Origin of the sequence: Streptomyces sp. NPDC002793, from assembly GCF_040295485.1 — a bacterium.
Classification (GTDB): Bacteria; Actinomycetota; Actinomycetes; order Streptomycetales; family Streptomycetaceae; genus Streptomyces.
Genome location: NZ_JBEOVL010000046.1, coordinates 1 through 26,062 on the forward strand (window position 1 = coordinate 1; position 26,062 = coordinate 26,062).

A 26,062-nucleotide genomic window follows, 5' to 3' on the forward strand; every position below is an offset into this window, starting at 1 on the left:
GCTCCCAACGGGCCTTCGCAGCAGCGTGTCATCCGTGAGGCGCTCGGTGCGGCGGGTCTGGGGCCGTCCGATGTCGACGCGGTGGAGGCGCACGGTACCGGTACCCGGCTGGGTGATCCGATCGAGGCGCAGGCGTTGCTGGCGACGTACGGGCAGGACCGCCCCGACGGCCGGCCGCTGTGGCTCGGCTCGGTCAAGTCCAACCTCGGGCACACCCAGGCCGCTTCCGGCGTCGCGGGAGTCATCAAGACGGTCGAGGCGATCCGCCGAAGCACCCTGCCCAGGACCCTGCACGTCGACGCTCCGACCCCTGAGGTCGACTGGTCGGAGGGGGCCGTGGAGCTGCTCACCGAGTCCCGGCCGTGGCCGGAGACCGGCAGGCCCCGCCGGGCGGGCGTCTCCTCCTTCGGAATCAGCGGCACCAACGCCCACGTCGTCATCGAGGCTGCCCCGGAAGCGGAGCAGCCCGTGGCGGACGTCCCGGAAATCGGAGGGACGCCGGTCCTCTGGCCCGTGTCCGGCCGGTCCGCCGCCGCGCTGCGCGCCCAGGCCGACCGCCTGCGCTCCCACCTCGACCGCACCGGTGACACCCTCGACCTGCGTGCCGCCGCCCGCCACCTGGCCACCGCCAGGGCCGCCCTGGAACACCGGGCCGTGGTCCTGGCACCCGACTCCGAAGGGCTGCGCCGCGAACTGGCGGCACTCGCCCAGGACCGGACGGGACAGGGCCTCGTACGCGGCGTCGCCGCCCGCGGGGAGCTTGCCTTCGTCTTCTCCGGACAGGGCGCCCAGCGGCCCGGAATGGGCCGCGAACTGTACGAGACGTACCCGGCCTTCGCGGACTCCTTCGACGCCGTATGCGCCCACCTCGACCCGGACCTGGACCGTCCGCTGCGCCAGGTCGTCTTCCACGACGCCGAAGCACTCGGCCGCACCGGCTGGACCCAGGCGGGCCTGTTCGCCTTCGAGGTGGCGCTGTTCCGGCTGCTGGAGTCCTGGGGGCTGACCCCGGACCGACTGGCCGGACACTCGGTGGGCGAGCTCGCCGCCGCTCACGTCGCGGGGATCCTCCCGCTCGCCGACGCGTGCGTCCTGGTCGCAGCCCGGGGAAGGCTGATGGAGGAGCTGCCCGAGGGCGGTGCGATGCTGGCCGTACGGATGACCGAGGCCGAGGCGCTCGCGGCGCTCGCCGGGTACGAGGGGCGCGTGGAGATCGCCGCCGTCAACACCCGGGAGGACGTCGTCCTGTCCGGGGACTCCGACGCCCTCGCCGAACTCGCTGAGGAGGGACGCAGGACCGGCCGAAGGATCCGTGCCCTGGACGTCTCGCACGCCTTCCACTCGCCGCACATGGACCCCGTGCTGCACGGCTTCGCCGCCGTGGCCGCGACCCTCGACTACCGGCCCGCCCGCATCCCGCTCGTGTCGACCGTCACCGGGCTTCCCGACGACGGCGCGATGGCCACTCCCGAGTACTGGGTCCGTCAGATCCGCGCCACCGTACGGTTCGCCGACGCCGTCGGCACGCTCCTCGACCAGGGGGTGACCCGGTTCGCCGAGATCGGCCCCGGCGCCACGCTCACCGCGCCGCTGGAACGGACCCTGGAACGCGGACGTACCCTCGACGGCACCGCCGACACCCTCGCCGTGGCCCTCCAACGCTCCGGCCGGCCCGAATCGACCGCCCTGCTCACCGCCGTCGCCAGGCTGCACACCGCGGGCGTCGACGTCGGCTGGCAGGCGCTCCTCGGCCCCGGTACCGCCCGGGCCGACCTGCCGACGTACGCCTTCCAGCGGAGCCGCTACTGGCCCGAACCCCGGCCCACCCAGGAGCGGACAGCCTCGGACAGCCACCTCTACCAGGTGGGGTGGCGTCCCCTGCCCGAGTTCGGCCAGGCCGTGCCGGACGGGATCTGGCTCGCCGCAGGTGCCGCCGACGACCGCACCGCCCACCTCCTCGCGCTGCTGCGCGAACAGGGCGTACGGATCACCGAGGTCCACACCGCAGCCGGCGGCGACCGGGAGACCTGCACCAAGGAACTGCAGCGGGCCCTCGATCACGGGCCGGCCGCAGCCGGAGTGCTGTGCCTCGCCGACGACCCCGCCCCCGTCCTCGCCCTGACCCAGGCCCTCGACGACATCGCCCTCGACGCCCCGCTGTGGTGCCTGACCACCGGAGCGGTCACCACAGGACCGGCCGACCCGGCCGCCGACTCCGCCGCCGCTGCGGTCTGGGGGCTGGCCCGCACCCTGGGACTGGAGGTCCCGCACCGCCGGATCGGCCTGGTCGACCTGCCGGAACGCCCCGACTCACGGACCGCCGCCCGGCTCGCCGGACTGCTCGCCGCCGGAGGCGCGGGCGAGGACCAGATCGCGCTGCGCGCGACCGTGCTGGCCCGCAGGATCGTCCGCGCCGCACCACCCGTCGGCATACCGCACTGGCAGCCATCGGGCACCGTCCTGGTGACCGGCGGAACCGGACGCGTCGGCCGGGCAGTGGCCACCGCACTCGCCGCCCACGGTGCCGGGCACCTGGTGCTCCTCGGCCGCCGTGGTGCCGACGCCGAGGGCGCCCGGGAGTTCGCCGAGAGCCTGCCGGTGGGCGTCACCCTCGTCGCCGCCGACGTCACCGACCGGACGGCCGTCGCACGGGCACTGGCGGCCGTTCCGGCCGAACACCCGCTCACCGCCGTCGTGCACGCCGTGGGCACGGCCGGCGACGTACCCGCGGTGGACCTGCACCCCGCCCACCTGCGCCGGGCGGACGCGACCGCCGAAGGCGCCCAAGCGCTCCACGAACTGACCACAGGGCTGGAGGCCTTCGTACTGATCTCCTCGGTGACGGGTGTCTGGGGCGGAGCCGGGACGGCCGCCCGGTCCGCCGCGAGTGCACGCCTGGACGCCCTCGCCGCACACCGCCGGTCCCTCGGCCTGCCCGCGACCTCGATATCCTTCGGGCCGTGGGCGACGGGCGGGGACGGCACGACCGCGCAACGCCACGGCCTGCGTCCCCTGAACACCGATCTGACCTGGTCCGTCCTGCGGGACGCGGTCGCCGGTCCCACCACCCACGTCATCGCCGCCGACGTCGACTGGGACGTCTTCCACCCGACGTACACCCTGGCCCGGCCCCGCCCGCTCTTCGACGAACTCCGCGAGGTCCAGCGGCTGTCGGAGGCGGTCCGAACCCCGGCCCGGCCGGCGGGCACGAGCGGAACCGCCCTCACCGGCCCCGACCGGGACCGGCTGGCACTCGACCTCGTACGCGTCACCACCGCCACGGTGCTCGGACACCCCGACACCGGACCTGTCGCACCGGACCGCGAATTCCTGGAACTCGGCGTCGACTCGCTTGCTGCTCTGGAGATACGCGACGCCTTGGAGAAGGCGACAGGTCTGTCGCTGCCGGGCACCGTCGTCTTCGACCACACCACTCCCGCCGCCCTCGCCCGGTACCTCCTCGGCGGAACGGCCATGGCGGTGGGCGGACCCCCGGTATCCGCCGCACCCGTACTCGGGATCTCACCCACGGACCGGAACCCGGCGGGCCTGCTGGAGTCCCTCTACCGGGAGGCCGTCCGCACCGGACGGGTCCAGGAGTTCCTCGGACTCCTCGGTGACACCGCCAGGTTCAGACCGGTGGCCGACGACGTCACCGAGGCGGGCGGACCGGCCGCCCTGGTAGGACTCGCCGACGGGCCCGCGCCGGAACTGCTGGTCTGCGTCAGCGGCCTCACGGCCGGCGGCGGCCCCCACGAGTTCGCCCGCCTGGCCGCACCGCTGCGTGGCGCCCGCCGGGTGGCCGCGGTACCCGTACTCGGCTACGGCCGCGGTGAGTTGCTCCCCGCGACCCCCGACGTCGCGCTGGACTGGCAAGCCCTGGGCATTCTCGCGCACGCCGGAGACACACCCTTCGTCCTGTTCGGGCACTCCGGAGGTGCGATCCTCGCCCACCGGCTGGCGATGCGCCTCTCCCAACTGGGCACCCCACCGGCAGGGTTGGTGCTGGCGGACGTCTATGCTCTGGACGACCCGCTGCTCGTGGAGTGGAACACAGAACTCTCCGAAGGGGTCTTCGACCGGGTCGAGCAGTTCGTGGCCATGGACGACAGCCGCCTCACCGCGATGGCGTGGTACGGCGGCCTGTTCTGGCAGGACGGCCCTCCCCACACGCACATCCCGACCCTGCTGCTGAGGGCTTCGGAACCGCTGCGCGAGCCCGCTGACGGGCGGGACTGGCGCAGCTCCTGGGCAACCGCCCAGGACGTCGTCGACGTACCCGGCAACCACTTCACGATCATGGCCGAGCACGCCGGGACGACGGCCCGCGCCGTCCACCGCTGGGTGGGGGAGCTGTCCTGAGGCCCGGCGCCCCCACATCCGTGAGCCCACCCCCCGGACAGAGAAAAGGACCCCCGATGACAACCGAACCACTGGCCCGCGCGATCGGGGTCACCCGGCGCTACGGCGGCACGACCGCCGTGGACGGCCTCTCGCTCGACATCCCGGCAGGCCAACTGCTCGGCATGCTCGGCCCCAACGGAGCCGGCAAGAGCACCCTGATCAGCCTCTTCACCGGCCTGCGCAAGCCCACCAGCGGCCGCGTCGAACTGTTCGGCCGTGACCCCAGGGACGTGGCGGCACGGAGGCGGATGGGCATGACACCACAGGAGACGGGCCTGCCCGAAACACTCAAGGCCACCGAGGTGATGGACTTCGTGGCCGCGCACTTCGAACGTCCGGCGGACAAGAAGGCGCTGCTGGAGCAGTTCGACATCACCGGATTCGCCGACCGTCAGGTCGGTGGCCTCTCCGGCGGCCAGAAGCGCCGTCTGGCCATCGCCCTGGCCTTCGTCGGCAACCCCGATCTGGTGTTCCTCGACGAGCCCACCACCGGCCTCGACGTCGAGGCACGCCACGCACTGTGGAACGGCGTCCGAGCCTTCCACGAGAAGGGCGGAACCGTGGTACTGACCAGCCACTACCTCGACGAGGTGGAAGAGCTGGCCGAACGCGTCGTGATCATCGACCGGGGCCGCAGCGTCGCCGACGACAGTGTCGAGGCGCTGCGACGGGTGAGCGGCCTGCGCAGGGTCTCCGTACGGATGGCGGAGGTACCCACCCTGCCCGGTCTCATCGCCAGTGAGCAGGAGGGCGACCGGGTCCACCTGATCTGCCAGGACTCCGACCGGCTGGTCCGCGACCTGGTGAACACCGGAGCGGCCTTCCGCGACCTCGAAGTCAGCTCCGGGTCCCTGGAGGACGCCTTCCTGGCACTGCTGGGCCGCAACCGCGACTCGGCGGAGGACACAGGACACGCCACCCCCGACGGCCGAGACAGCGACCGTGAGAACGTTGCGGAGACGACCACATCGTGAAGATGACCCTTGCCTACGTCAAGTTCGAGATCCTGGAGGCCGTCCGGATCCCGGCCGTCTTCATCGGACTGCTCTTCATGCCCGCCGGCGGCATGCTCGTGTTCGTCGTCCCGACCCTGGGGGACGACCCCCGGGCCGCGACCATGGGCACCGCCTCCATGTGTCTGTTCGCCGTCCTCATCATCTGCTCGGCCCAGTACGGCATGGGCATAGCCGACGCGAGGATGAAACCCTGGGGCGGCTACGTCCGCACCCTGCCGGGCGGCCCGGTGCCCCGCATGGTCAGCATGGTGACCCTGAGCATGCTGATGACGCTGCTCGGCGCGATCCCCCTGGTCCTGGTCGCCGCCGTCGCCACCCGGGCCGACGCCTCACTGCCCGAACTCCTCCTGGGAATGGGCGCGGTGCTGCTCGCCGTCATCCCGTTCGCCCTGCTCATGCTGGCCATCGGGTACGCGGTCAACCCCTACCTCGTCGCGACGCTGACCAGCATCGCGCCGCTCGTCCTGGTCGTCCTCGGCGGACTGCTCGCCGACCCCCGGTCCACCGACGGCTTCATCGCCGTGATCGCCCCCTACACACCGGTCCGGGGCTCCGCCGAGCTGGTGTGGGCGGCGGTCGGCGGCTACACGCCCCAGCCCACCTCACTGATCGCGCAGGGTGTGTGGACCCTCGCCCTCGCCTTCCTCGCCTACCGCGCCTACCGCGCCGACGAAGGCCGCCGCTTCCGCTGAACCACCGCTCGGAGCAACACCTACTTCTTCCCGCCCCACCGATCCGTGAGGTCCGCCTTGTCAGAGAACCTGTCGGTCACTGCCGGGGGAGTCGTCTCCACCGGCTCCATGTCCGCCCGCCCGCTGCGGGTGGAGGGCGCCTTCGCCTTCACCCCGAAGGCCTTCCCCGACGACCGGGGCGCGTTCCTCTCGCCCTACCAGGAGCCCGCGTTCACCGCCGCCGTGGGGCACCCCCTGTTCCCGGTCGCCCAGACCAACCACAGCATCTCCGCCCGCGACGTGGTGCGCGGCGTGCACTTCACCACCACCCCGCCCGGTTCGGCGAAGTACGTGTACTGTGCGCGCGGCAGCGCCCTCGACATCGTCGTGGACATCAGGGTCGGCTCACCCACCTTCGGCGTCTGGGACTCGGTCCTGCTGGATCAGAGCGACCACCGGGCCATGTACTTCCCCCTCGGCCTCGGCCACGCCTTCGTCGCACTCGAGGACGACACGGTCATGTCGTACATGGTCTCCAGCAGTTACGTCGCCGAGTACGAACTGGCCCTCTCCGTTCTGGACCCGGCACTCGAAGGCCTGCCCCTGCCGGACCGCACGCGCATGCTCCTCTCGGAGCGCGACGCGGTCGCCCCCACCCTGGCCGAGGCCGCCGAAGCCGGAATGCTCCCGGTGTACGAGGAGTGCCGGCGCATCGAGAAGGCGATGTACGCGTGAGCGGCGGCACCGCCGGCGCCGGGCGCCCCCTCGTCGTGGTGCTCGGTGCGTCCGGCTTCCTCGGCTCCGCACTCACCCGCGCCCTTGCCCGACGCCCGGTCCGGCTGCGCCTGGTGGCCCGCCGGGCCACCCCCGCCCCCACCGGTGCCGTGGCCGACATCGACGTACGCACCACGGATCTCGCCGCCCCCGGTGCGCTGGCCGAGGCCGTCGAAGGGGCCGACGCGGTCTTTCACCTGGTCGCCGCCACCGACGCGGGCTGGCGTGTCGCCGAGGGCGACACCGCCGCCGAGCGGATGAACGTGGGCCTGGTCCGCGACCTCACCGACGCGGTCGAGGCGGCGGCCCGGCGGCCCGTGGTGGTCTTCCCCAGCACCACCACCCACCTCGACGACCACGCGGCGGGATCAGCCGCCGACCCGGACCGGGGCAGGAGCCCGTACGTCCGGCAGAAGCTGCAGGCCGAGGGTGTGCTCGCCCGCGCCACCGCCGACGGGATCCTGCGCGGTGTCTCGCTCTGCCTCCCGACGGTCTTCGGCCACGGCCCCGACAGCACCGCCCCCGACCGCGGTGTCGTCGCCACCATGACCCGCCGCGCCCTGGCCGGCGACCCCCTCACGATCTGGGGCGACGGCTCCGTCCGCCGCGACCTCGTGTACGTCGACGACGTCGTCGAGGCATTCCTGGCCGCCCTCGACCACGCAGACCGGCTGGCTGGTGCGTACTGGAACATCGGGACGGGCACGGGCGTCACGCTGCGCACCTTGTTCACCGGCGTCTCGGCGGCCGTCGCCGCGCACACCGGCGCCCCTGCCGTCCCCGTCGTCTCCGTCGAGCCCCCGGCCTCCGCCGACCCCGCCGACAGTGTGGACGTCGTCGTCGACCCCGGCCCCTTCGCCGCCGTCACCGGCTGGACCGCGCGGGTGGAACTCGATGAAGCGCTCCGGCGCACCGTCACCGCGCTCGCGCCCGTGGGGGCCGACCGGGCCCGGAGCCGGGGTGACGCAGGTCGGGTGTAGGGGCGGTAGGGGTTGTTCCCCGCACGAGGCAATCCCTAGGTTCTCGCCCTGAACCGAACACGCGGAAAAGAGCCGGCCGTTGTGCGCCGGTGGACCGTCTGGAGGGCGACCATGCGCATTCTCTTCGTCTCGCATGCGGAGAAGACACACTTTTTCAGCATGGTGCCGCTGGCCTGGGCCCTGCGGACCGCCGGCCACGAGGTCAGGGTGGCCACCCAGCCCGAGATGGCGGAGGCCGTCACCAGGACCGGACTGACGGCGGTGCCGCTCGGCGCCGACCACCGGTGGAAGCAGGTGATGGAGGCCAGCCAGGACGAGGGCTGGGCTGCCCGGGTCGTCGAGGCGGTGACGCACTCGGCGGACCTCGGCCACGACGAACTCCTCCGGTTCTTCGACGAGACGGTCACCCAGTACTTCCGCACCGTCAACAACGAGGAGTTCACCGACGCACTCGTCGCGTACACCCGGCGGTGGCAGCCCGACCTGATCGTGTGGGAGCAGTTCACCTGGGCCGGCGCCGTCGCCGCCCGCGCCACGGGAGCCGCACACGCCCGCATGCTGTGGGGCGCGGACGTGGTCACCCGGTCCCGCAACGACTTCCTGGCACGGATCGCCGAACGCCCCGAGGGCGAGCGGACGGACCCGCTGAGGAACTGGCTGACCGAGACACTCGCACGGCACGGCGCGACGTACGACGAGACCGTGGCCCACGGACAGTGGACGATCGACCCGAACCCGCCCTCCCACCGCATCGACAACGGTCTGCCCGTCGTCGGCGTGCGGTACGTCCCCTACAACGGGCAGGCCGAACTGCCCGAATGGCTGAGCACGGAGCCCGCGAAGCCCCGCGTCGCCGTGACCGCAGGCGTCTCGGTCCGCGGCTACTTCGGCTTCGACATGTTCAGCATCGGTGCCCTGCACGCCTTCGCGGACCTGGACATCGAGCTGATCGCCACACTGCTGCCCGCCCCCGGCGAGTCGGCGGAGACCGCGCCGTCGAATGCCACCGTGATGGACTTCGTACCCATGCAGGGGTTGCTGCCGACCTGTTCGGCCGTGATCCACATCGGTGGGGCGGGCGTGCAGTCCACCGCGGCCTTCTACGGCGTACCGCAGATGATCCTGCCCGGCTTCTGGGACACCGTGGTCCGCGCCGACCTCATCGAGCAGTCGGGTGCGGGCCTCTGCGTACTGCCGGGCGAGGTCACCCCCGAGCGGGTCCGGGAGTCCCTCGTGCGCCTGCTGGAGGACCCGGCGTTCCGCAAGGGAGCGCAGGCACTCCGCGACGACGTGCTCTCCGCGCCCTCGCCCAACGAGATCGTCCCGGTCCTCGAGGACCTCACCGCCCGACACCAGACCACCCGCTGAGGGGACCCACCGCCGTGTACGGAGCAGAGTTCGCCGAGACCTACGACCTGATCCACCGGGCGCGGGGCAAGGACTACGCGGGTGAGGCCCGGTACGTAGCCGACCTCGCCAGGAAGAAGACCCCCGACGCGACCTCCCTGCTGGACGTCGCCTGCGCCACCGGCTCCCATCTGGAAGCCTTCGCGGGCATGTTCGACACGGTCGCCGGCCTGGAACTGTCCCGGCCGATGGTCGATGCCGCTCGCGTCAAGCTGGGTGACATCATCCACCAGGGAGACATGCGCGACTTCGAACTGGGAGCCCGGTTCGACGTCGTGACCTGCATGTTCGGCTCCATCGGCCACGCCATGACCGAGGCCGACCTCATTGCCACGCTGCGCCGCTTCGAGGCGCACCTCTCCGACGGGGGCGTGGTCCTGGTCGACCCGTGGTGGTTCGACGACACGTTCACGCCGGGCCACGTAGCCGGTGACGTGTGCACCGCCGAGGGCCTCACCATGGCCCGTGTCTCGCACGCCACCCGCCAGGACGACAAGTCACGCATGGAGGTGCACTACACCGTCGCGAGCGCCGAGCAGGGCATACGCCACTTCGTCGAGACCTATCTCGCACGCCTCTACACCCGGGGCCAGTACGAGAAGGCGTTCGCCGAGGCCGGCTTCGCCGTCGAGTACCTTCCCGAGGTGCACAACGGCCGTGGGCTGTTCCTCGCCGTACGCGCCTGACCCGGGCGGTGGACCTACCCCGCGCAACGGCGAAGTACCCGACCTCCCCCGCGCAGAGCATGGAGCCACAGACGTGAACCGGACGAGCCCGCAGTCCCCCCGCGCGGCGACCGCGGACGAAGGCCGGGACACGGCAACACGCCTCGCCGTGTCCGCGCTGGCCCACGAGGGGCTCCACACCGACGCGGCGACCTTCCGCACCTGGCTCGCCGACTGCCGCGACCGCACCCGCACCACCGTCGAACTGCGCCCGCTGGAGACCCTCCGGAGCTGGCGTGCCGACCCGCACACCGGAGACATCGGCCACACCAGCGGCGGGTTCTTCACCGTCCGGGGCCTCGACGTCGAGGTGCCCGGGGCGGCGGTCGAACGCTGGCAACAGCCCATCATCAGCCAGCCCGAGGTCGGCATCCTCGGCATCCTCGTCAAGGAGTTCGGCGGAGTCCTGCACTTCCTGATGCAGGCCAAGGCCGAACCCGGCAACATCAACGGGATCCAGCTCTCGCCCACCGTCCAGGCCACCCGCAGTAACTACACCGGTGTGCACGGGGGCAAGGCCGTCCCCTACCTCGACCACTTCCGCGACACGGCCCGCCACCGGGTCCTCGCCGACGTACGCCAGTCCGAACAGGGTGCCTGGTTCCACCACAAGGTCAACCGCAACATGATCGTCGAGGTGACCGAACCGGTCGACCTCCTCGACAGTTTCTGCTGGCTGACCCTGGCTCAGCTCCACTCGCTGCTGCTCCTTGACGACATGGTCAACATGGACGCCCGTACGGTGCTGTCCTGCCTCCCCGTCTCCGGCCCCGGTGCCGCCTCCGCGTACCCCCGCGCCGGCCACGACCGCTTCGGCCGGGCGCTGGACCACTCCGCCGACCCGGGCTTCCGCGCGGCCCACACCGACAGCGAGATCCTCGGCTGGATCACCGAGGAGCGCACGCGCCAGGAACGCCGCGTCCGCGAGATCCCACTCGACCGCGTGGTCGGCTGGCACCTGCGGGACGGCCGCATCCGCCACGAGAACGACCTGTTCTTCGACGTGGTCGGCGTCGCGGTGGAGGCAGTCGGCCGCGAAGTCGGCCGCTGGGAACAGCCGATGATCGCCCCGCGCGGCACCGGACTCGTCGCACTGCTGGTACGCGAGTTCGACGGCGTGCTCCACGTCCTGCTGCACGCCCGCGTCGAAGCAGGCCACCTCGACGTGCTGGAACTCGCCCCGACCGTGCAGTGCATCCCCGACACCTACGAGCACCTACCTCCGGCAGCCCGCCCGCGCTTCCTCGACACGGTGCTCGCCGCCCGGCCGGAGAACGTCCGGTTCGACGCCGTCCACTCCGAGGAGGGCGGCCGCTTCCTGCACGCCCGCACCCGGTACATGGTCGTCGAGTCCGACGCCGAACTCCCCCTCGGAGACTGCCCCGAATACCGCTGGCTGGCGCTCCACCAGACAGGAGCCCTGCTGCGCCACAGCCACTACCTCAACATCCAGGCCCGCTCCGTCATCGCCTGTCTGCACAGCCTGGCCGGCCGGCCCCCGGCCGGCGACGGCACCAATGCCCACCTCGGCGCGGACGGTCGGGCCGAACCGGAAGGAAGACGACAGACATGACCACGCGCGTATGGGACTACCTCGCCGAGTACGAGGCGGAGCGCGAGGACATCCTCGACGCCGTCGATCAGGTGTTCCGCTCCGGCCAACTGATCTTCGGACCCTCCGTCAGCGGTTTCGAGGAAGAGTTCGCCGCCTACCACTCCCTGGCGCACGGCGTCGGCGTCGACAACGGCACCAACGCCCTCGTACTCGCACTGCGCTCCCTGGGCGTCGGCCCGGGCGACGAGGTGATCACGGTGTCCAACACCGCCGCGCCCACCGTCATCGCCATCGACCAGGTCGGCGCCACGCCCGTCTTCGTCGACGTGCGCGAGAGCGACTACCTGATGGACACCACCCAGGTCGAGGCCGCCATCACCCCGCGCACCCGCTGCCTGCTCCCCGTACACCTCTACGGGCAGTGCGTCGACCTCGCACCGCTCGAGGACCTCGCCGCCCGCCACGGCCTGGTGATACTGGAGGACTGCGCGCAGTCCCACGGCGCCCGCCGGCACGGCCGACTCGCCGGCACCACCGGCAGAGCGGCGGCGTTCTCCTTCTACCCGACCAAGGTGCTCGGCGCCTACGGCGATGCCGGAGCGGTGATCACCGACGACGCGGACACCGACGCCGCTCTGCGCAGGCTTCGCTACTACGGCATGGAGCAGCAGTACTACGTCGTCCAGACCCCTGGCCACAACTCCCGGCTCGACGAGGTCCACGCCGAGATCCTGCGCCGCAAACTGCGCCGCCTCGACGGATACCTCGACGCCCGCCGCCGCGTCGCCGCCCGCTACGCCGAGGCCCTGGCGGACAGCGGTCTGGTCCTGCCCGAGGTGACCCCCGGCAACGACCACGTCTACTACCTCTACGTCGTGCGCCACCCCCGGCGTGACGCGATCATCGAAGCCCTCAGGGCGTACGACATCTCCCTCAACATCAGCTACCGCTGGCCGGTGCACACCATGAGCGGCTTCGCCCACCTGGGACAGCCCAAGGGGTCGCTGCCGGTCACCGAGGCGATGGCCGACGAGATCTTCTCCCTGCCGATGTACGCCTCGCTCTCCGAGGAACGCCAGGACAAGGTCATCGACGCCCTGCGCGAAGTTCTGCGCACGGTGTGACACGAACGCGGACACGAACGCCGCGGCCAGGGGCGGAGACCGTCCCCGGCCGCGGCGTACGCCCGCCGTTCAGCGAGTGAGCCGCAGCGGCAGCTCCAGCAACCCGTGCAGGTTGAAGTGGTGGTTGACCGGAAGGTCCTCGCGGAGAAGCTCGATCTTCGAGTACCGCCCCAGCAGCTTGGAGAACACGGTCGCCGCCTCCAGACGCCCCAGCACCGCCCCCAGACAGAAGTGCGGGCCCGAGCTGAACGCCAGCGTCTTCGGCTCGGTACGGGACAGGTCCAGGCGGTCCGGGTCGGGATAACGCTCCGGGTCCCGCCCGGCGGCGTCCAGCAACCCCATCACATGGGCCCCCTTCGGGATGGTCCTGCCCCCGATCTCCATGTCCGCAGTGGCGATCCGGGTGGCCAGCGTCACCGGCGGGTCGAAGCGGGACAGTTCGTCGACCGCGGTCGGCATCAGCGCCGGGTCCGCCCGGAGGGCCTCCAGCGCGTCGGGCTGCCGCAGCAGAGCCAGCATGCCGTTGCCGATCAGGTTGACCGTGGTCTCGTGGCCGGCGTTGAAGATGAGCAGGATGTTGGCGACGATCTCCTCCTCGGTGAGCTGCTCGCCGTCCTCGGCCTCCATCAGCACCGACAGCAGGTCGTGCTGGGGGTCGGCACCGCGCCGCGAGGCCATCAGCTCCAACAGGTAGGCCCGAAACTCCGGTTCGGCCTTGTTCATGGCGATGCGGCGGCGGGGTGCGACGTCGGGGTCCAGTACGTACCCCACCTTGTCCGTCCAGTCCCGGCACCGCGCGCGGTCCTCGGCGGGTATCCCGAGCAGTTCCCCGACCACGGCCACGGGCATCGGCAGCGCCAGGTCCCGCACCAGGTCCACCTCGCCCTCTCCCATGGCGTCGAGCAGACCGTCGACGATCTCGTCGATGCGAGGCCGCAACCGGTCGATGGACCGCGGCGTGAAGACCCGGGCGATCAGCTTGCGCAGGCGGCGGTGGTCGGCCCCGTCCTTGAGGAGCAGCCACTTGTCGACACTGCGCATCACCGGGCAGGTCGGCCCGCCCCGGCTCATGGCCCAGCCCGGCTCCTGGGGAAAGGCGCTGGAGGAGTGCGGGGAGCGCAGCAGCGCATCGACGTCGTCGTACCGGGTGAGCACCCAGAATCCCGTCGCCGTCCGGTGCACCGGATCACTCTCGCGAAGCCGCCGATAGTACTCGAACCGGTCGGCCGCCAGAGCCGGGTCGTTCAGGTCGTAGAGAACGCTCATGCCATCCATCCCTCTGCATCGGTACGTTGCCGGGCCCGCGCGGCGAGCCCGCCCGCACCGGCCCGTACCCTCCGGCGCACTCCTCGCGAGCCACCGCGACGGCCGCTTCGGGTCCCGCGACGTGTCTGCCCACGCCGTATCCCGCCGACGGGAGAGCGGACTCCCGGTCACGGGGGACCGGCTCCCGAACGCTCATGCCCTCCCCGTCACTTCACAGGCCGATCTCTGCCCGCAGGCTAAGCGGGCGGCCGAGACGCGGAGAACCCCTAACCACCCGGCCGGTCCGTCCCCGGACCCGGGGGGCGGGCCGGTCCCGCGGAAGGGCCTGCGCACCTCGCTCGACCGGCCGGGCCCCGTACAGCCGACTGGCAGGCATTTCGGCGGGCCGGGGAGGAACCGCGAGCCCCGCCACCCCCGTGCCCACGGGCCGGACACCTAGGGGTGCCGGCCCCGGCTAGGGGTGTTCCGTACCCCGCAGCCTCTCGTAGGCTCGGACTCTGCCGGGCCGCCGACCGCCGGCCGTCGGCATGCCCGGTCGGGAAAGGCTTAGGTGCTCGGATGCTCAGGAGCCGTCGGCTGCTCGCCATCAGCGACCTGCACATCGGATACGCGGAGAACCGCGAAATCGTCGAAGGACTCCGACCGACCGGTGACGACGACTGGCTTCTGGTCGCCGGTGACATCGGTGAGTTCGTTCACGACGTGGAATGGGTCCTCGGCGTACTCACCCGCCGCTTCGCCAAGGTGATCTGGACACCAGGCAACCACGAACTGTGGACCCCCCGCGACGACACCGTCCAGCTCCGCGGCGAGGCCCGCTACCAGCACCTGGTCGGACTCTGCCGGAGCCTCGGCGTGGTGACGCCGGAAGACCCGTACCCGGTCTGGGAGGACGCCGACGGGGCGGAAACCCTGATAGTCCCGCTCTTCCTCGGCTACGACTACTCCTGGCGCCCGGCCGGGACGCACTCCAAGGAACAGGCGCTGGCCTACGCCTACGAGACCGGAGTGGTGTGCACCGACGAGATGCTGCTGCACCCGGACCCGCACCCCGGCCTGGACGACTGGTGCCGGGCTCGCGTCGCACTGACACGGCGCCGCCTCGACGACGAGCGCGCGGGACGCCCGACCGTCCTGGTCAACCACTACCCCCTGGTACGCGAGCCCACCCGGATCCTGCGCTACCCGGAATTCGCCCAATGGTGCGGCACGGAGCTCACCGCCGACTGGCACCTGAGGTACGAGGCCTCGGTAATGGTCTACGGGCACCTCCACATACCACGCACCACCTGGTACGACGGTGTCCGCTTCGAGGAGGTCTCGGTCGGCTACCCCCGCGAATGGCGACGGCGTACGACGCCTCCGGGGCGCCTGCGCACGATCCTTCCCGCACCGGCCTGAGCCTGGGCCTGGGCCGCCACCGTCCGGTCCGGCGCGATTGCCGGCCGCGACCCCGTGACGGACAGCGCCTTGAGGAACGGCCTGACGCACCCCCGCGCCCGACGGCTGCCAGTGCCCCGGCACCCGGCCGAAGACGGCGCCGAAGGGCGCGGGGGCAGGGCTTCAGAACACCTTCTCCGCTTCCTCGGCCACCGGCCCGGCACAGGAGGCCAGACGTTTCGGCAGATCCGTACGGCGCTTCACGTCCAGCTTCCGGTACGCCCGCGTGAGATGCTGCTCGACCGTGCTGACCGTGATGAACAGCGCGTCGGATATCTGCCGGTTGGTGTTCCCCTGCGCAGCCAGCACCGCCACCCGGTGCTCGGCCTCACTGAGAACCGGATCCGCCTCCCAACTCGCCGCGTCCTGCTGCCCGTTCTGCTCGCGAGTGCCGCCCGCCGGCTGCCTCCGGTCCTGCTGACCGGGAATCATGGAACCGCCGTCCGCAGCGCCCTGCGCCAGCTGATGCGCCCAGCGGACGAACAGCCGCGCCTGGGCCGAGTCCCCGGACCGCTGCAACGCATGGCTGATGTCGTTGAGCGCGAGCATCAACTCCTGCTGGTCGCCGCTGGCCTGGAGCAGAGTGACCGCCTTCGACAGCAGCTTGTGCCGCTGGTCCGGCACCGCGGTGGACGCCAACAGCCGCAGCGCCCGGCCTCGGGTGCGGTCGTCGAGACCGTGTGGAACGCGCAACTGCTCCAGGAGCAACTGCGCGGCATGGGTACGATTTCCGAGGCTGAGCTGCACCTTGGCCAGTTCGAGCCGCCAGGTCAGCAGTCCGGCCGTGTCGAGGCCCCAGTGCCGCATCTGCTCGCCGCAGCGGCGCAGGTCCGCGGTGGCGGCCTGGGCGCGCCCCATGGCGAGATGGTGCCGGCCCCGTGCGGCCAGGTAATGGATGCCCGCGGGAGTACGGAACATTCCCGGCGGTACGGGCTGGGCGAGCCAGCGCTCTGCCTCGGCGTGTCTGCCCTGCTCCGTGGCACAGGTGACCAGCGTGCCCAGCGGCCCGCCCACGGCGACCCCCCACCCGGCGCAGGGCACGTCCACCAGTGCGGCCTTCCCGAGCCGTTCGGTGGCCTCGTGGTCGCCCAGTCGTAGCGCAGCCTCCGCGTGGATGGCCCGTATGACGCCCAGCCAGGCGGGCGCGTGCCGTGCGGGCGGTTGCTTCAGCAGGATCTCACCCCAGGACGCGACGCGGTCGGCGCGGCCGGAATACAGGAGCGCCAGCAGAGGTGCGGCCAGCAGACCCAGTGAGCCGGGGTCGGCGTGGTACTGCTGCAACAACTGCTCCGCCTGGACGACGGTGTTGTTCCCGGCCGACGGAATCATCGCGCCGCCGAGCACGGAAAGCGCCCGCAGGCGAGGTCCCGCGCTGGGCGGGACCTCGGTGATCCGGTGCCGGGAACCCGCGGACTCCCTGGCGCTCGCGAGGTGGTCCGGGTTCGAGAGGGCGATGAGGAGTTCCATGGTCCGGCGCCGGCCGGCCGGGTCGTCGTCAGGTCCGGCCGTCCGGAAACCTTCGACGGCTTCGACGGCCTCGTCCACGCGCCCCTGCCACAGGAGGTACGGGACGGCGGAGAGAGCTGCGGTGGTGGACCAGCCGTCGGCGCGGGCGGACTTCACGAGGTGGTCGAGCTGCTGACCGACGCTGGTGGGATTGTTCTGCCAGCGCGCACTGACCAGCATCGCCGTGGTGGCGATGTCCTGGCCGGCGGTCTCCTCCTGCGTCTCCAGCCGGAGGCTGGCGGCCGCAAGGTCGGGCCGGCCTGCCGCGAGGGCCTGGGCGGCGGCCCTCTGGAGCACGGGCGACGCCCAGGGTGTGTCGGTCCAGGCCGAGGCGATGAGGTGCTCGGCGACGACGCTCGGCTCCTCCCCGCCCTCATGGAGCACCTCGGCCGCCCTCCGGTGCAGCTTCTGCTTCCTCTCGGGAGCGAGGTCGGAGAGGAGACAGTGCCGGATGCGGGGGTGACGTATCCGGTTGTGCTCGACGAGCCCCGAGTTGTGCAGGGCGCGGACCGCCGGCGCCGTCGTGTTGGGCAGTACGTCGAGAAGCTGGTCGAGGAGCTCCGGGGAGACCGGGCGGCCGAGAACGGCCAGGGCCTCGGCGACCTGGCGGACGGCGGGCTCGTGACGGTAGAGGCAGCCGAGGACGGCGCGCTTGAAGGTGTCGTCCTCGCGAGGGTCGTTGTCGTCCGTGTTGCCCGGGGCGTCCCGTTCGTCGATCAATGCCTGGACGAGGAGCGAGCTCCCCCCGGTCATCCGCAACAGGCGTCCGGCCTCCTGGCGTATGTCGGCGGGTCTCCCCTCCTGGCCCAGCAGCCCGATGATCGAGTCGGTTGTGAGCGGCGGGAGGGTGATCCCGGCGAAGTACGGCTGGCTGCGCAGCTCGGCGTGGAAGACCGGATGGGCCGACCCGGGGACGGATGTCTCCGCGAAGACCACCGTTATCGGGGCGTGCCGCAGGCGCCGGATGACGAACAGCAGACAGTGCAGCGAGGCCGCGTCCGTGTGGTGCAGCTCGTCGACTGCCAGCAGCAACGGCTGCTGGGCGGCCGCACGGGACAGCGCAGCGTGGACACTGCGCAGCAGGGGCCCCCAGAGGGGGCCGTCGACGGGGAGGGTGTCGCTGTCGTCGCTCCCGGCGGTCGCGGTCGTGAGGGACGACGCCGCCTCGCGTGTCAGGTCCTCGATCCGGGCGGATTCCTCCTGGCCCAGGTGCAGGCCGTGCAGCAGTTGCCCCAGAACCCCGAAGTGCAGGTTGCGTTCGGCCCGCGAACCGGTGGCGGTCAGTATGCGCCCGCCGGCCGCTGCGGCCCATTTCCCGTGCTGCTCCAGCATATGAGTCTTGCCGCTGCCCACGGCGCCGGCGATCAGCGCCACCTGGCCGCGCCCCTGTCTCTCGCAGTCGTGATAGGCCCGGCGGAGCAGCGCCAGTTCTTCTTCTCTGTGCACCAGCACGATTGGTTTCAGCCTCCCCGTATGCAGCGCCTGCCGCACACGGGGTCCCTGTGTGCAGCCGGCGCTCTCATGCCCGAAACTGCCCTGGTAGCCCGCTGTCGCGGGCTGTCAGGCTCCATGGTCATGGAAGTCGCGATGTTCGGCAAAGATTGCATAAAGATCGGCCGCAGCGCAACGGTTTCACTGTCCGTGCAGGGGCCGGAGAATCACCTGAGGACCGAAGAATAGGGGCCTGATGATTCCTCAAAGGGGTTGCCGACGGTAAGGGTGTTGGCATGGTGCATCTGCCGGAGTTCACCCGATATGCCATTGCCGCTTCCAAGAAGACAGGAAGAGGTAAATCAAGGAAAACGGGCATAGGTCCCTCGCGTTCTCCTTGATTCGAAATCCCCGTCGTCGCGAGCGGCACCCCGGCCCACTCGTCGACCGTTCCGCTGCGGACCCATGCGAGTCCCGGCGGGGGCCCGTAGATCTTTACACCCCCTAACTCGTCCGGGTCACCCTTGGTGACCGAAACTCGATGTTCGTGCGTGTACTCCGAGGGCCCCACGCGCGAGGCCGAGGGCGCACCCGCCGACATGAGTGACATCGCCCGGCGCGACGAATCCGAGGACGTCAGGTCGCCCGAACGGGCACAGATGAACATTCGCGCTTCGCGGCGCAGCGGATCCGGCCCGCAGGGTGAGCCGCGCAAGGCCACGGCAGCCACCGTGCGGCGCTCCGTCGCGCTGAGATCACGTGCCAACCGATCTGCTAACTCGCCTGCGCTCAGGTCGGGTTGCCCCTCGTCGAGCAGCGGCACGAGACGCCTCGCTCTGTCCTGGCAGCCAAGGGTGACGAGTTCCAGCGGCTGCGCCACGAGTTCATGGCGCTCGGACGCAAGTTCCCTGCTCTGCCGGTGATGCCGCAGTAGCACGGCGTCCGCGTGGTTGCCGCACTCGGCCAGCCTGAAGCGTGCGGACGCCGGGCGCTGATCCGTTCAGGCGGAGACCAGCTTCTTCCTGTGGAAGATCGCGTGAGCGATCCGGAACAGAGCAAGGGAAAGAGCGCTGACGGTGAGGACAGCGAGAGCGACGATCATGGGGTTCACCCATGCGGGCACGAGACTGATGTGCTCGTTGCATGCGTCGGCCAACGGGAAGAACGATGTGCCGTCCGCTCCCGTGCGCTCCCGCCACGCCTGGTCGTAGGTGGTGTGATGGGTGAGCTCACAGGTTTCCCGACTGTCCAGCCCCCCTGCGAAGACGCCGACCCCCCACACCACGACCGCGAAGCCGCCGGAGGCCCCGGCGACACCGACAAGCGCAATGGGCTGCGCGTGCCATGGAGCTCTTACGCCGCGACGCAGCATCAGTAACCCGGCCAGGACGGCAAGGACGGGAACTGCGAAGATGGGGTCAGGCACTACTTTCGCGCTTTCATGAAGCTGACTGTCCGACGGGTCGTCAGGTACGCGTATGTGCCTTTGATCAGCAACAATGGGGATTGTCGGGGCCGTTGTTCCCGCCGCTGTCGGAGGCACTTCCCAGGTGAGGAAGCGTATCGGGTCCTGTCCCCACGTCCACATCCAGGGCGGTGGCTGGGCGGTGGTGTCGGTCAGGCTGCCGGGGCGGTCAGGACGGCCTCGGCAGCCAGCCGGAGATTCCTGATCATCGGATTCGGGTCGCCCTTGCGGCTGACCAGGACGACCTGGCTGGGGGGAGCGCCCTCGATCGGGACGGTGACGAGGTCGGGGCGCAGTGAGCTACGCCGATCGCCGACCGGCAGCACGGCGATCGCCCTGCCACTCGCGACGAGTTCGAGCTTGTCCTCGTAGCTCTCGATCGGTGGCACGCCCGCCCCGAGGATCCGGTAGGACGTCCAGTCCTCGGTCTCGAAGGCGCATGGCGCCGCCTCCTCGCCGGCCAGTTCTTCCGCGGCCACCGACGCGCGGTCGGCCAAGTGATGGCCGCGAGGGACCGCGAGCATCCGGGGCTCCTCGTACAGCAGGGTGGTGAACACGTCGTCGGCGGCCAGCGGCAGCGGGGCCCGCGCGATCAGGGCGTCGACGCGCTTGTCGGACAGCGCTCCGACATCGCGGCAGCTCAGATACCGGGTGGCGATCTCGGCGTCCGGATGACGGCGGCGCAGTACCCGTACGGCGGCAGTGATCACCAGGTCTTCAACGTAGCCGATGGCGATTCGTTCGGTCTCGGCTTGTTCGCGCACGGCCAGTTCGGCCTGGCGGGCGGCCTGCAGCAGGGCTTGTGCCTGAGGGAGGAACATCTGCCCGGCCGGAGTGAGCCGGGTGCCTTGGGGCGTGCGGTCCAGCAGGCGTGCGCCGAGATGCTTCTCGAGCCGTTGGATCTGGCGGCTCAGCGCCGGCTGGGCCACATGCAGATCAGCGGCGGCCCGGCCGAAGTTCTGGTGCGCCGCCACCACGGTGAAGTAGCGAACCAGCCGCAGTTCCAGGTCCTGTCCGAGATCGTTCACCCTTCCAGCGTACGTGTCATGCCGTTTCGGAATGACCAGGTTGCCGAACGGGTCTTGGACGGTCAGGGCGTCCTCAGCCTTGACTGAAGGAACAACTTTTCCCAAGAAAGCGACGGGCGCGATGAAGGCGATCCAGTTCCACGAAGCGGGCGGGCCGGAAGTTCTGCAGTATGACGAGGTGCCGGTGCCGGAGATCGGCCCGGGCGAGGTGCTCGTCCGGGTGCACGCGGCGGGCGTCAACCCGCCGGACTGGTACCTGCGTGAGGGGATGAAGGTCATGCCGGCAGAGATGAGGCCGACGCTGGAGTTCCCCCTGATCCCCGGAACGGACATGTCGGGCGTGGTCCAGGCGGTCGCTCCGGACGTGCTGGGATTCGCCGCCGGCGACGAGGTTTTCGGAATGCTGAGGTTCCCCGGATTCGACGGCCGGACGTACGCCGAGTATGTGGCCGCGCCGGCTTCCGACCTGGCTCACAAGCCGGCCGGTGTCGACCATGTGCAGGCGGCTGGGGCGCCGATGGCCGTGCTTACGGCCTGGCAGTACCTGGTTGATCTCGGCCACGATGTGCCGTCTCCCTTCACCGGCCAGGTGCACCAGCCGGTGCCGATCACGCCAGGAACGACCGTGCTGGTCAACGGGGCCGCCGGGGGAGTGGGCCACTTCGCGGTGCAGTTGGCGAAATGGAAGGGGGCACACGTGATCGCGGTGGCCTCCGGCCGGCACGAGCAGATCCTGCGCAAGCTCGGCGCCGATGAGTTCATCGACTACACCAGGACGCAGGCTGCGGACGTGGTCAGCGGTGTGGACCTGGTGATCGACACCGTCGGGGGCCCGGACAGCTCACGCTTTCTGACCGTACTCAAGCGCGGCGGCACCATGCTGCCGGTGTTCTTCGCCGAGTACGACCCGGAAGAGACGGCGAGTCTGGGCATCACGGTCTCGAACATTCAGGTGCGTTCCAACGGTCCCCAGCTCGCCGAGATCGGGCGCCTGTTCGGCGAGGGCAAGCTCCAGGTCGGGGTGGACAGCACCTACCCACTGCCCGATGCGGGGAACGCACACCAGCGAGCCGCACAGGGTCACCTCCAAGGCAAGATCGTGCTGACGGTGCTTCCGTGATCGCCGAACTCCAGCAGGCGGTGGCGAAGTACACCCACGCCCTGAACGAGCTGAATGCGCCCGAGCTGGAAGCGGTCCTGACCGAAGCCACCACGCGGCGGTGCTCGACTCGTCCGCGACGGGCACACGGTCCGGACCGGAAGGATGCGGCACCACCTGGTCGGTGTCGTGGTCACGACGACGGATGCCACCACCGCTGACGTGTGCCGGCGTCAGGGTGAGCTCGGCGATCCGCCACCCACCGTCGGGCCGGTGCAGACCGAACTGTAGACCCCGGCGAGAGCATATGGATGCTCTCGCCGGGGTGTTCCTCATCTGTACCAGATAGGGACAACGCCTTTCACTGATCGTTTCGGAATGAGTTGCGCCGCGGGGCCTGTGCTCGACGATCTTGGTCGGCAGGGTGTCCGAGTATGTGCTGATCTCGTTCCTGACGACCTGGGGAGCGGGTGGCCCCGTTGCTGCCGCCCGCCCCGAGCGGCGCCACCGGTATTCAGGGCGGTTGCTGGTTTTCAGGCCGAACAGCGCCCGCCGGTGTCCTGCCATCGTCTCGGCGTCGCTCTCCCCGACCCGCGCCCGGGGCGGGAGCGCCGTACGACCGAGCCGAGCCGGGGACTGGTGCGGTGGCCTGCGAAGGGTCTGTCTCCTGCCCCGGCTCTGTCTATCCCAGCACCCGCCCGAGGAAACCACGAAGGTAGCCGGCGACCACGTCCAAGTGGCTCTCCAGCAGGAAGTGGCCGCCGTTGATCAGGTGCACCTCCGAGTCCTTGGCGTCGCGGGCGAAGGCGCGTGCGCCCGCCGGGCCGAAGATTTCGTCGTTGCGGCCCCAGACAGCGAGCACAGGAACCTCGCTGGTGCGCAGGTATTCGTGCAGCAGTGGGTAGAGCGGGCGGTTGTTCTGGTAGTCGCGGAACAGCGCCAGTTGGACCTCGTCGTTGCCCTCGCGGGAGACGAGCGCGACGTCGTGCTCCCAGGTGTCCGGACTGACCACGCTCGGATGGGGCACGCCGTGTACGTACTGCCAGCGTATGGCGTCGAGACTCAGCGCGGCGCGGACGGCGGGTTCGGTGTCGGGGCCGGGGTTCGCCCCGTAGGCCCAGACGTCGGCCCAGAACGACTCGACGAAACCGTCCTCGTATCCGTTGCCGTTCTGGGTGACGAGGGCGGAGATCCGCTCGGGGTTCTTCAGCGCGAGGCGCCATCCGATGGGGGCGCCGTAGTCCTGGACGTAGAGGGCGTAGCGGTCCAGGCCCAGCTGGTCGAGCAGCCCGGAGGTGAGTTCGGCGAGGGCGTTGAAGGTGTAGTCGAACTCCGTTGCGGGCGGGGCATCGGAGTGGCCGAAGCCGAGGTGGTCCGGTGCGATGACGTGGTAGTCGTCGGCCAGCAGCGGGATGAGTTCCCGGAACATGAACGAACTGGTCGGGTAGCCGTGCAGCAGCACGATCGCGGGGGCGTCGGCGGGGCCGGCTTCGCGGTAGTAGATCTCATGACCGTCGACTGTGGCGGTCCGGTGGTGCACCGAGCTCATCTCTAACCCCTTTGTGTGTTTGATCTGGTTAGCGACTCGCTACGCAAGCACGGAATGAACTAACCTGTCAAACGATTCGATCCAGTTAGGAGGACGGTGGTACCCGATGGACGCGCTACTGGATTTGCTCAACAGCAGGCCGTTGATCAACGGCGAGGAGCAGGACGCGCTCGGCGACCCCGACGCAGGCAGGCGCTGGGCGCGGGAACACGGTGGCGACGGCAGCCTCGCGGAACTGACGCTGCTGCGCGAGGCGCGGGACGTCCTGCGCGACGTGGTGCGCGGAAGCTGCTCGCCTGTCGCGTTGGGCCCGCTGCTGGAAGGGGTCCACCAGGTCCCGGAGGTCACTTCGGACGGCCTCCAGTGGGCGGTCAGATCTCCCCCGCACGCCCGGCTGGCCGTCGAAACGGTCCTCGCCTGGGCCGCCATCGAGCACAAGATGCCCGGCCGGCTGCGCCCCTGCGCCAATACCGAGTGCCGGTTGTTCCTGCTCGACCGCAGCCGCGCCAACCGCGCCCGCTGGTGCTCGATGGCGGTCTGCGGCAACCGCGAGAAAGCGCGTCGCCACTACGAACGCATCCGCTGAATCCGCACCCAAGGGCCCGGCGGGAGGCGAACGGGAAACCCCGCCCAGCTGCAAGGGGGCCTTCTCGGCGGGCGGCCCCGGTGGCGGCTTCACCGGCCTGGGCGGCGAGGGGATCCCGGTGATGTCAGGGTGTGGCCGGGGGAGGGCTAGCGAGGCGCCGCGAGGACGTCCCGGAGCACGGTCTCGAGCGTGACGCGAGCCAGCTCATGTCTCAGGGTCTCCTCGATGCTTTCGTAGATGCCCTGCATCGCCGGCTGGATGCCGTAACCCACCACGCATCCCTGGTCCGGGGTGGTGCGGTGCATCGCGAACAGCGGGCCGGGCTCCACGGCCTTGTACACGTCGAGCAGGGTCATCGACTCCAGCTCGCGTGCCAGTGACCAGCCTGCGCCCACGCCTCGCCGGGACTCCACGAGTCCGGCCCTGCGCAGCTCGCCGAGCAGCCGCCTGATCACCACGGGGTTGGTGTTCGCACTGGTCGCGATCTGCTCGGAGGTGGCTACCTCATGGCCCTGGCGCTGGTAGAGACCGATCCAGGCCAGCGCGTGCGCGGCAATGGTCAACCTGCTGTTGGCGCTCATGAACTCCTCCTGTCGGCCGCAACGGTTCATGTTACGACAGTGCAGTCGTAACAGCGACAGTTGCAACAGCTTGTCGTAACAATTACTGTTGCGACAGTTGGGAAGGTTCAATCAACGAGGTGAGAAGAATGAGCAAGTCACTCAGGGGCAAGGTCGCCCTGGTCACCGGGGGGTCGCGCGGACTGGGAGCCGCGACCGTACGGCTGCTGGCCGAGCAGGGCGCCGACGTCGCCTTCACCTACGTCAGCTCCGAGGAGCAGGCGCAGGCCGTCGTCGACGAGGTGCGCGGCAGAGGAACCAAGGCCGTCGCGTTCCAGTCCGACCAGGCGGACACGAGCCGGGCGCCGGCGCTGATCGACGACGTGGTCGCGCACTTCGGCGGCCTGGACATCCTCGTCAACAACGCGGCGATCTCCGTGGCCGGCACGGTGGACGACCCGGACGCCGACACCGACGCACTGGACCGCATGCACGCCACCAACTACCTCGGCGTGATTGCTGTCATCCGGGCCGCCTCCCGAGCGATGCGCACGGGAGGCCGCATCATCACCGTGAGTTCCGGACTGGGCTCCCGGGTCGGCACCCCTGGCCTTGCCGACTACTCGGCGACCAAGTCAGGGATCGAGCGGTATACCATGGGCGTCGCACGCGACCTCGGGACCCGGAACATCACGGCCAACGTCGTGGAGGCCGGACTGATGGAGGGCGGCATGCAACCGCCGGACCCCGAGACCCTCAAGGTGCTGGTCAGCTCGCTGTCCCTGCAACGCATGGGGCACCCCGACGAAATCGCCGCGGCGATCGCCTTCCTGGCGAGCCCCGCAGCGTCGTACGTCACGGGCGCCGTGCTCGACGCCCACGGCGGCTACAACGCCTGAACCCGATCCACTGCCGCGCGCCCCGAAGGACATCGCGCCTCCGGGGCGCGCACCGCCGACGGCCCGCGACACGGTGTGCGGCTCGAGGCTGTGCGCGGTGAGCTGGGACGCCGCTACATCCAGGCGCTGACTGCCAGCACAGCCCCCCGAACATCAAACAGATCGCCCTGCTCCACCAGTCCAGACGCTTCGTGGTCCGCTGGGAACGACGTATCGAACTCTACGACGCCTTCCTCTCGCGGCCGGTTCCACGCCGATAGTGACAGTCTTTTGGCCGACGCCGACGCCGAGTCGGAGCCGTTGTTGGTGACGCACACCCGCGCCGCGTCCGGAGAGGCCACCACCCCGATCGGGCTGCTGCCGACCGGGGTCGTGGCCCTGACCGCGTTGGTGGCGGTGCCCAGCACCGACACCTCGTTTCCTCATCAGGTCGGTGATGCAGGCCGTCGGGGACGGTGCGAGCGCCTGTGCGGGCGGGGTGGCCAAAGCGACCAGTCCACTCAGCGCCAATCCCGCAGTACGGGCCGGCTCTACCGGCGTCGACTGCCGAGCTCCTGACCGGCCGGGAGTACGCCGG

Annotated in this window: 22 protein-coding genes; 15 read left to right on the forward strand and 7 right to left on the reverse strand. The window is 70.5% G+C overall.

The features are described 5' to 3' along the window. From ABT001_RS30290 to ABT001_RS30330, 9 genes are all read left to right on the forward strand, one after another. Positions 1-4,362: SDR family NAD(P)-dependent oxidoreductase (locus ABT001_RS30290; protein ID WP_351284062.1), on the forward strand; the 4,362-nt coding region annotated here is incomplete at its 5' end. A gap of 56 nt (positions 4,363-4,418) precedes the next feature. Beyond that, complete coding sequence (locus ABT001_RS30295; protein ID WP_351284065.1) at positions 4,419-5,378, forward strand: ABC transporter ATP-binding protein; 960 nt, start codon at positions 4,419-4,421, stop codon at positions 5,376-5,378. Further along, positions 5,375-6,112 carry an ABC transporter permease gene (locus ABT001_RS30300; protein ID WP_351284068.1) on the forward strand — a complete coding sequence of 246 codons (738 nt, stop codon included), beginning with the start codon at positions 5,375-5,377 and terminating at the stop codon, positions 6,110-6,112. The genes ABT001_RS30295 and ABT001_RS30300 overlap by 4 nt, the downstream gene beginning before the upstream one ends. Positions 6,113-6,220: 108 nt before the next feature. Beyond that, positions 6,221-6,826: a dTDP-4-dehydrorhamnose 3,5-epimerase family protein gene (locus tag ABT001_RS30305; protein WP_351284160.1), complete on the forward strand. Its 606-nt coding sequence runs from the start codon at positions 6,221-6,223 to the stop codon at positions 6,824-6,826. Further along, on the forward strand, positions 6,823-7,845 hold the full coding sequence (locus tag ABT001_RS30310; RefSeq protein ID WP_351284070.1) for an NAD-dependent epimerase/dehydratase family protein: 1,023 nt from the start codon (positions 6,823-6,825) through the stop codon (positions 7,843-7,845). Before ABT001_RS30305 ends, ABT001_RS30310 begins: the two co-directional genes overlap by 4 nt. Before the next feature lie 111 nt (positions 7,846-7,956). Beyond that, positions 7,957-9,213 carry an activator-dependent family glycosyltransferase gene (locus tag ABT001_RS30315; RefSeq protein WP_351284072.1) on the forward strand — a complete coding sequence of 419 codons (1,257 nt, stop codon included), beginning with the start codon at positions 7,957-7,959 and terminating at the stop codon, positions 9,211-9,213. 14 nt (positions 9,214-9,227) lie between these two features. Further along, entirely contained in the window at positions 9,228-9,938 is a 711-nt protein-coding gene (locus tag ABT001_RS30320; RefSeq protein WP_351284075.1) for a class I SAM-dependent DNA methyltransferase, read from the forward strand. Positions 9,939-10,011: 73 nt separating this feature from the next. Further along, on the forward strand, positions 10,012-11,550 hold the full coding sequence (locus tag ABT001_RS30325) for an NDP-hexose 2,3-dehydratase family protein (protein ID WP_351284078.1): 1,539 nt from the start codon (positions 10,012-10,014) through the stop codon (positions 11,548-11,550). Then, entirely contained in the window at positions 11,547-12,656 is a 1,110-nt protein-coding gene (locus tag ABT001_RS30330; RefSeq protein WP_351284081.1) for a DegT/DnrJ/EryC1/StrS family aminotransferase, read from the forward strand. Before ABT001_RS30325 ends, ABT001_RS30330 begins: the two co-directional genes overlap by 4 nt. 69 nt (positions 12,657-12,725) lie before the next feature. Here the strand turns inward: ABT001_RS30330 and ABT001_RS30335 are convergent, their stop codons facing one another. Beyond that, on the reverse strand, positions 12,726-13,922 hold the full coding sequence (locus ABT001_RS30335) for a cytochrome P450 (RefSeq protein ID WP_351284083.1): 1,197 nt from the start codon (positions 13,920-13,922) through the stop codon (positions 12,726-12,728). Positions 13,923-14,480: 558 nt separating this feature from the next. Here ABT001_RS30335 and ABT001_RS30340 point away from each other — a divergent pair. Then, positions 14,481-15,323 (forward strand): metallophosphoesterase family protein, encoded by an 843-nt coding sequence (locus ABT001_RS30340; protein ID WP_351284086.1) that lies wholly within the window; start codon positions 14,481-14,483, stop codon positions 15,321-15,323. A 162-nt stretch (positions 15,324-15,485) separates the two neighbouring features. Here ABT001_RS30340 and ABT001_RS30345 read toward each other — a convergent pair whose 3' ends face one another. Then, positions 15,486-18,314, reverse strand: a complete 2,829-nt coding sequence (locus tag ABT001_RS30345) for a helix-turn-helix transcriptional regulator (RefSeq protein ID WP_351284089.1) — start codon at positions 18,312-18,314, stop codon at positions 15,486-15,488. 784 nt (positions 18,315-19,098) lie between these two features. Between ABT001_RS30345 and ABT001_RS30350 the strand changes: the two genes are divergently transcribed. Continuing rightward, on the forward strand, positions 19,099-19,233 hold the full coding sequence (locus tag ABT001_RS30350; RefSeq protein ID WP_351284092.1) for a hypothetical protein: 135 nt from the start codon (positions 19,099-19,101) through the stop codon (positions 19,231-19,233). A gap of 66 nt (positions 19,234-19,299) precedes the next feature. On the opposite strand, the gene ABT001_RS30355 is transcribed toward ABT001_RS30350, so the two are convergent. Then, complete coding sequence (locus ABT001_RS30355; protein ID WP_351284094.1) at positions 19,300-19,725, reverse strand: hypothetical protein; 426 nt, start codon at positions 19,723-19,725, stop codon at positions 19,300-19,302. Between the two features lie 191 nt (positions 19,726-19,916). Next, a complete protein-coding gene (locus ABT001_RS30360; protein ID WP_351284097.1) occupies positions 19,917-20,792 on the reverse strand; it encodes a LysR family transcriptional regulator in 876 nt (291 codons plus the stop codon). Between the two features lie 121 nt (positions 20,793-20,913). On the opposite strand from ABT001_RS30360, the gene ABT001_RS30365 reads away from it, so the two are divergent. After that, entirely contained in the window at positions 20,914-21,912 is a 999-nt protein-coding gene (locus ABT001_RS30365; protein WP_351284100.1) for an NADP-dependent oxidoreductase, read from the forward strand. Positions 21,913-22,056: 144 nt separating this feature from the next. Further along, entirely contained in the window at positions 22,057-22,182 is a 126-nt protein-coding gene (locus ABT001_RS30370; RefSeq protein WP_351284103.1) for a hypothetical protein, read from the forward strand. Between the two features lie 391 nt (positions 22,183-22,573). On the opposite strand, the gene ABT001_RS30375 is transcribed toward ABT001_RS30370, so the two are convergent. Next, the gene (locus ABT001_RS30375; RefSeq protein ID WP_351284106.1) at positions 22,574-23,440 is read right to left on the reverse strand and encodes an alpha/beta fold hydrolase; all 867 of its coding nucleotides are present in this window, start codon (positions 23,438-23,440) and stop codon (positions 22,574-22,576) included. 106 nt (positions 23,441-23,546) lie between these two features. Here ABT001_RS30375 and ABT001_RS30380 point away from each other — a divergent pair, with 106 nt between their 5' ends. After that, complete coding sequence (locus ABT001_RS30380; protein WP_351284109.1) at positions 23,547-24,026, forward strand: CGNR zinc finger domain-containing protein; 480 nt, start codon at positions 23,547-23,549, stop codon at positions 24,024-24,026. Between the two features lie 146 nt (positions 24,027-24,172). Here the strand turns inward: ABT001_RS30380 and ABT001_RS30385 are convergent, their stop codons facing one another. Continuing rightward, positions 24,173-24,607, reverse strand: coding sequence for an Rrf2 family transcriptional regulator (locus ABT001_RS30385; RefSeq protein ID WP_351284112.1), 435 nt, complete (start codon positions 24,605-24,607; stop codon positions 24,173-24,175). A 128-nt stretch (positions 24,608-24,735) separates the two neighbouring features. Here ABT001_RS30385 and ABT001_RS30390 point away from each other — a divergent pair, with 128 nt between their 5' ends. Further along, the gene (locus ABT001_RS30390) at positions 24,736-25,485 is read left to right on the forward strand and encodes an SDR family NAD(P)-dependent oxidoreductase (RefSeq protein ID WP_351284115.1); all 750 of its coding nucleotides are present in this window, start codon (positions 24,736-24,738) and stop codon (positions 25,483-25,485) included. 113 nt (positions 25,486-25,598) lie between these two features. Here the strand turns inward: ABT001_RS30390 and ABT001_RS30395 are convergent, their stop codons facing one another. Next, positions 25,599-25,898, reverse strand: a complete 300-nt coding sequence (locus ABT001_RS30395; protein ID WP_351284118.1) for a YncE family protein — start codon at positions 25,896-25,898, stop codon at positions 25,599-25,601. Positions 25,899-26,062: the final 164 nt, after the last annotated feature.

Excerpts from the sequence above, each read along its gene's own strand:
- ABT001_RS30295 (WP_351284065.1), top strand. The coding sequence starts at position 4,419 with ATGACAACCGAACCACTGGCCCGCGCGATCGGGGTCACCCGGCGCTAC.
- ABT001_RS30305 (WP_351284160.1), top strand. The coding sequence starts at position 6,221 with ATGTCCGCCCGCCCGCTGCGGGTGGAGGGCGCCTTCGCCTTCACCCCG.
- ABT001_RS30315 (WP_351284072.1), top strand. The coding sequence starts at position 7,957 with ATGCGCATTCTCTTCGTCTCGCATGCGGAGAAGACACACTTTTTCAGC.
- ABT001_RS30330 (WP_351284081.1), top strand. The coding sequence starts at position 11,547 with ATGACCACGCGCGTATGGGACTACCTCGCCGAGTACGAGGCGGAGCGC.
- ABT001_RS30335 (WP_351284083.1), bottom strand. The coding sequence starts at position 13,922 with ATGAGCGTTCTCTACGACCTGAACGACCCGGCTCTGGCGGCCGACCGG.
- ABT001_RS30340 (WP_351284086.1), top strand. The coding sequence starts at position 14,481 with ATGCTCAGGAGCCGTCGGCTGCTCGCCATCAGCGACCTGCACATCGGA.
- ABT001_RS30365 (WP_351284100.1), top strand. The coding sequence starts at position 20,914 with ATGAAGGCGATCCAGTTCCACGAAGCGGGCGGGCCGGAAGTTCTGCAG.
- ABT001_RS30370 (WP_351284103.1), top strand. The coding sequence starts at position 22,057 with ATGCGGCACCACCTGGTCGGTGTCGTGGTCACGACGACGGATGCCACC.
- ABT001_RS30375 (WP_351284106.1), bottom strand. The coding sequence starts at position 23,440 with ATGAGCTCGGTGCACCACCGGACCGCCACAGTCGACGGTCATGAGATC.
- ABT001_RS30380 (WP_351284109.1), top strand. The coding sequence starts at position 23,547 with ATGGACGCGCTACTGGATTTGCTCAACAGCAGGCCGTTGATCAACGGC.
- ABT001_RS30385 (WP_351284112.1), bottom strand. The coding sequence starts at position 24,607 with ATGAGCGCCAACAGCAGGTTGACCATTGCCGCGCACGCGCTGGCCTGG.
- ABT001_RS30390 (WP_351284115.1), top strand. The coding sequence starts at position 24,736 with ATGAGCAAGTCACTCAGGGGCAAGGTCGCCCTGGTCACCGGGGGGTCG.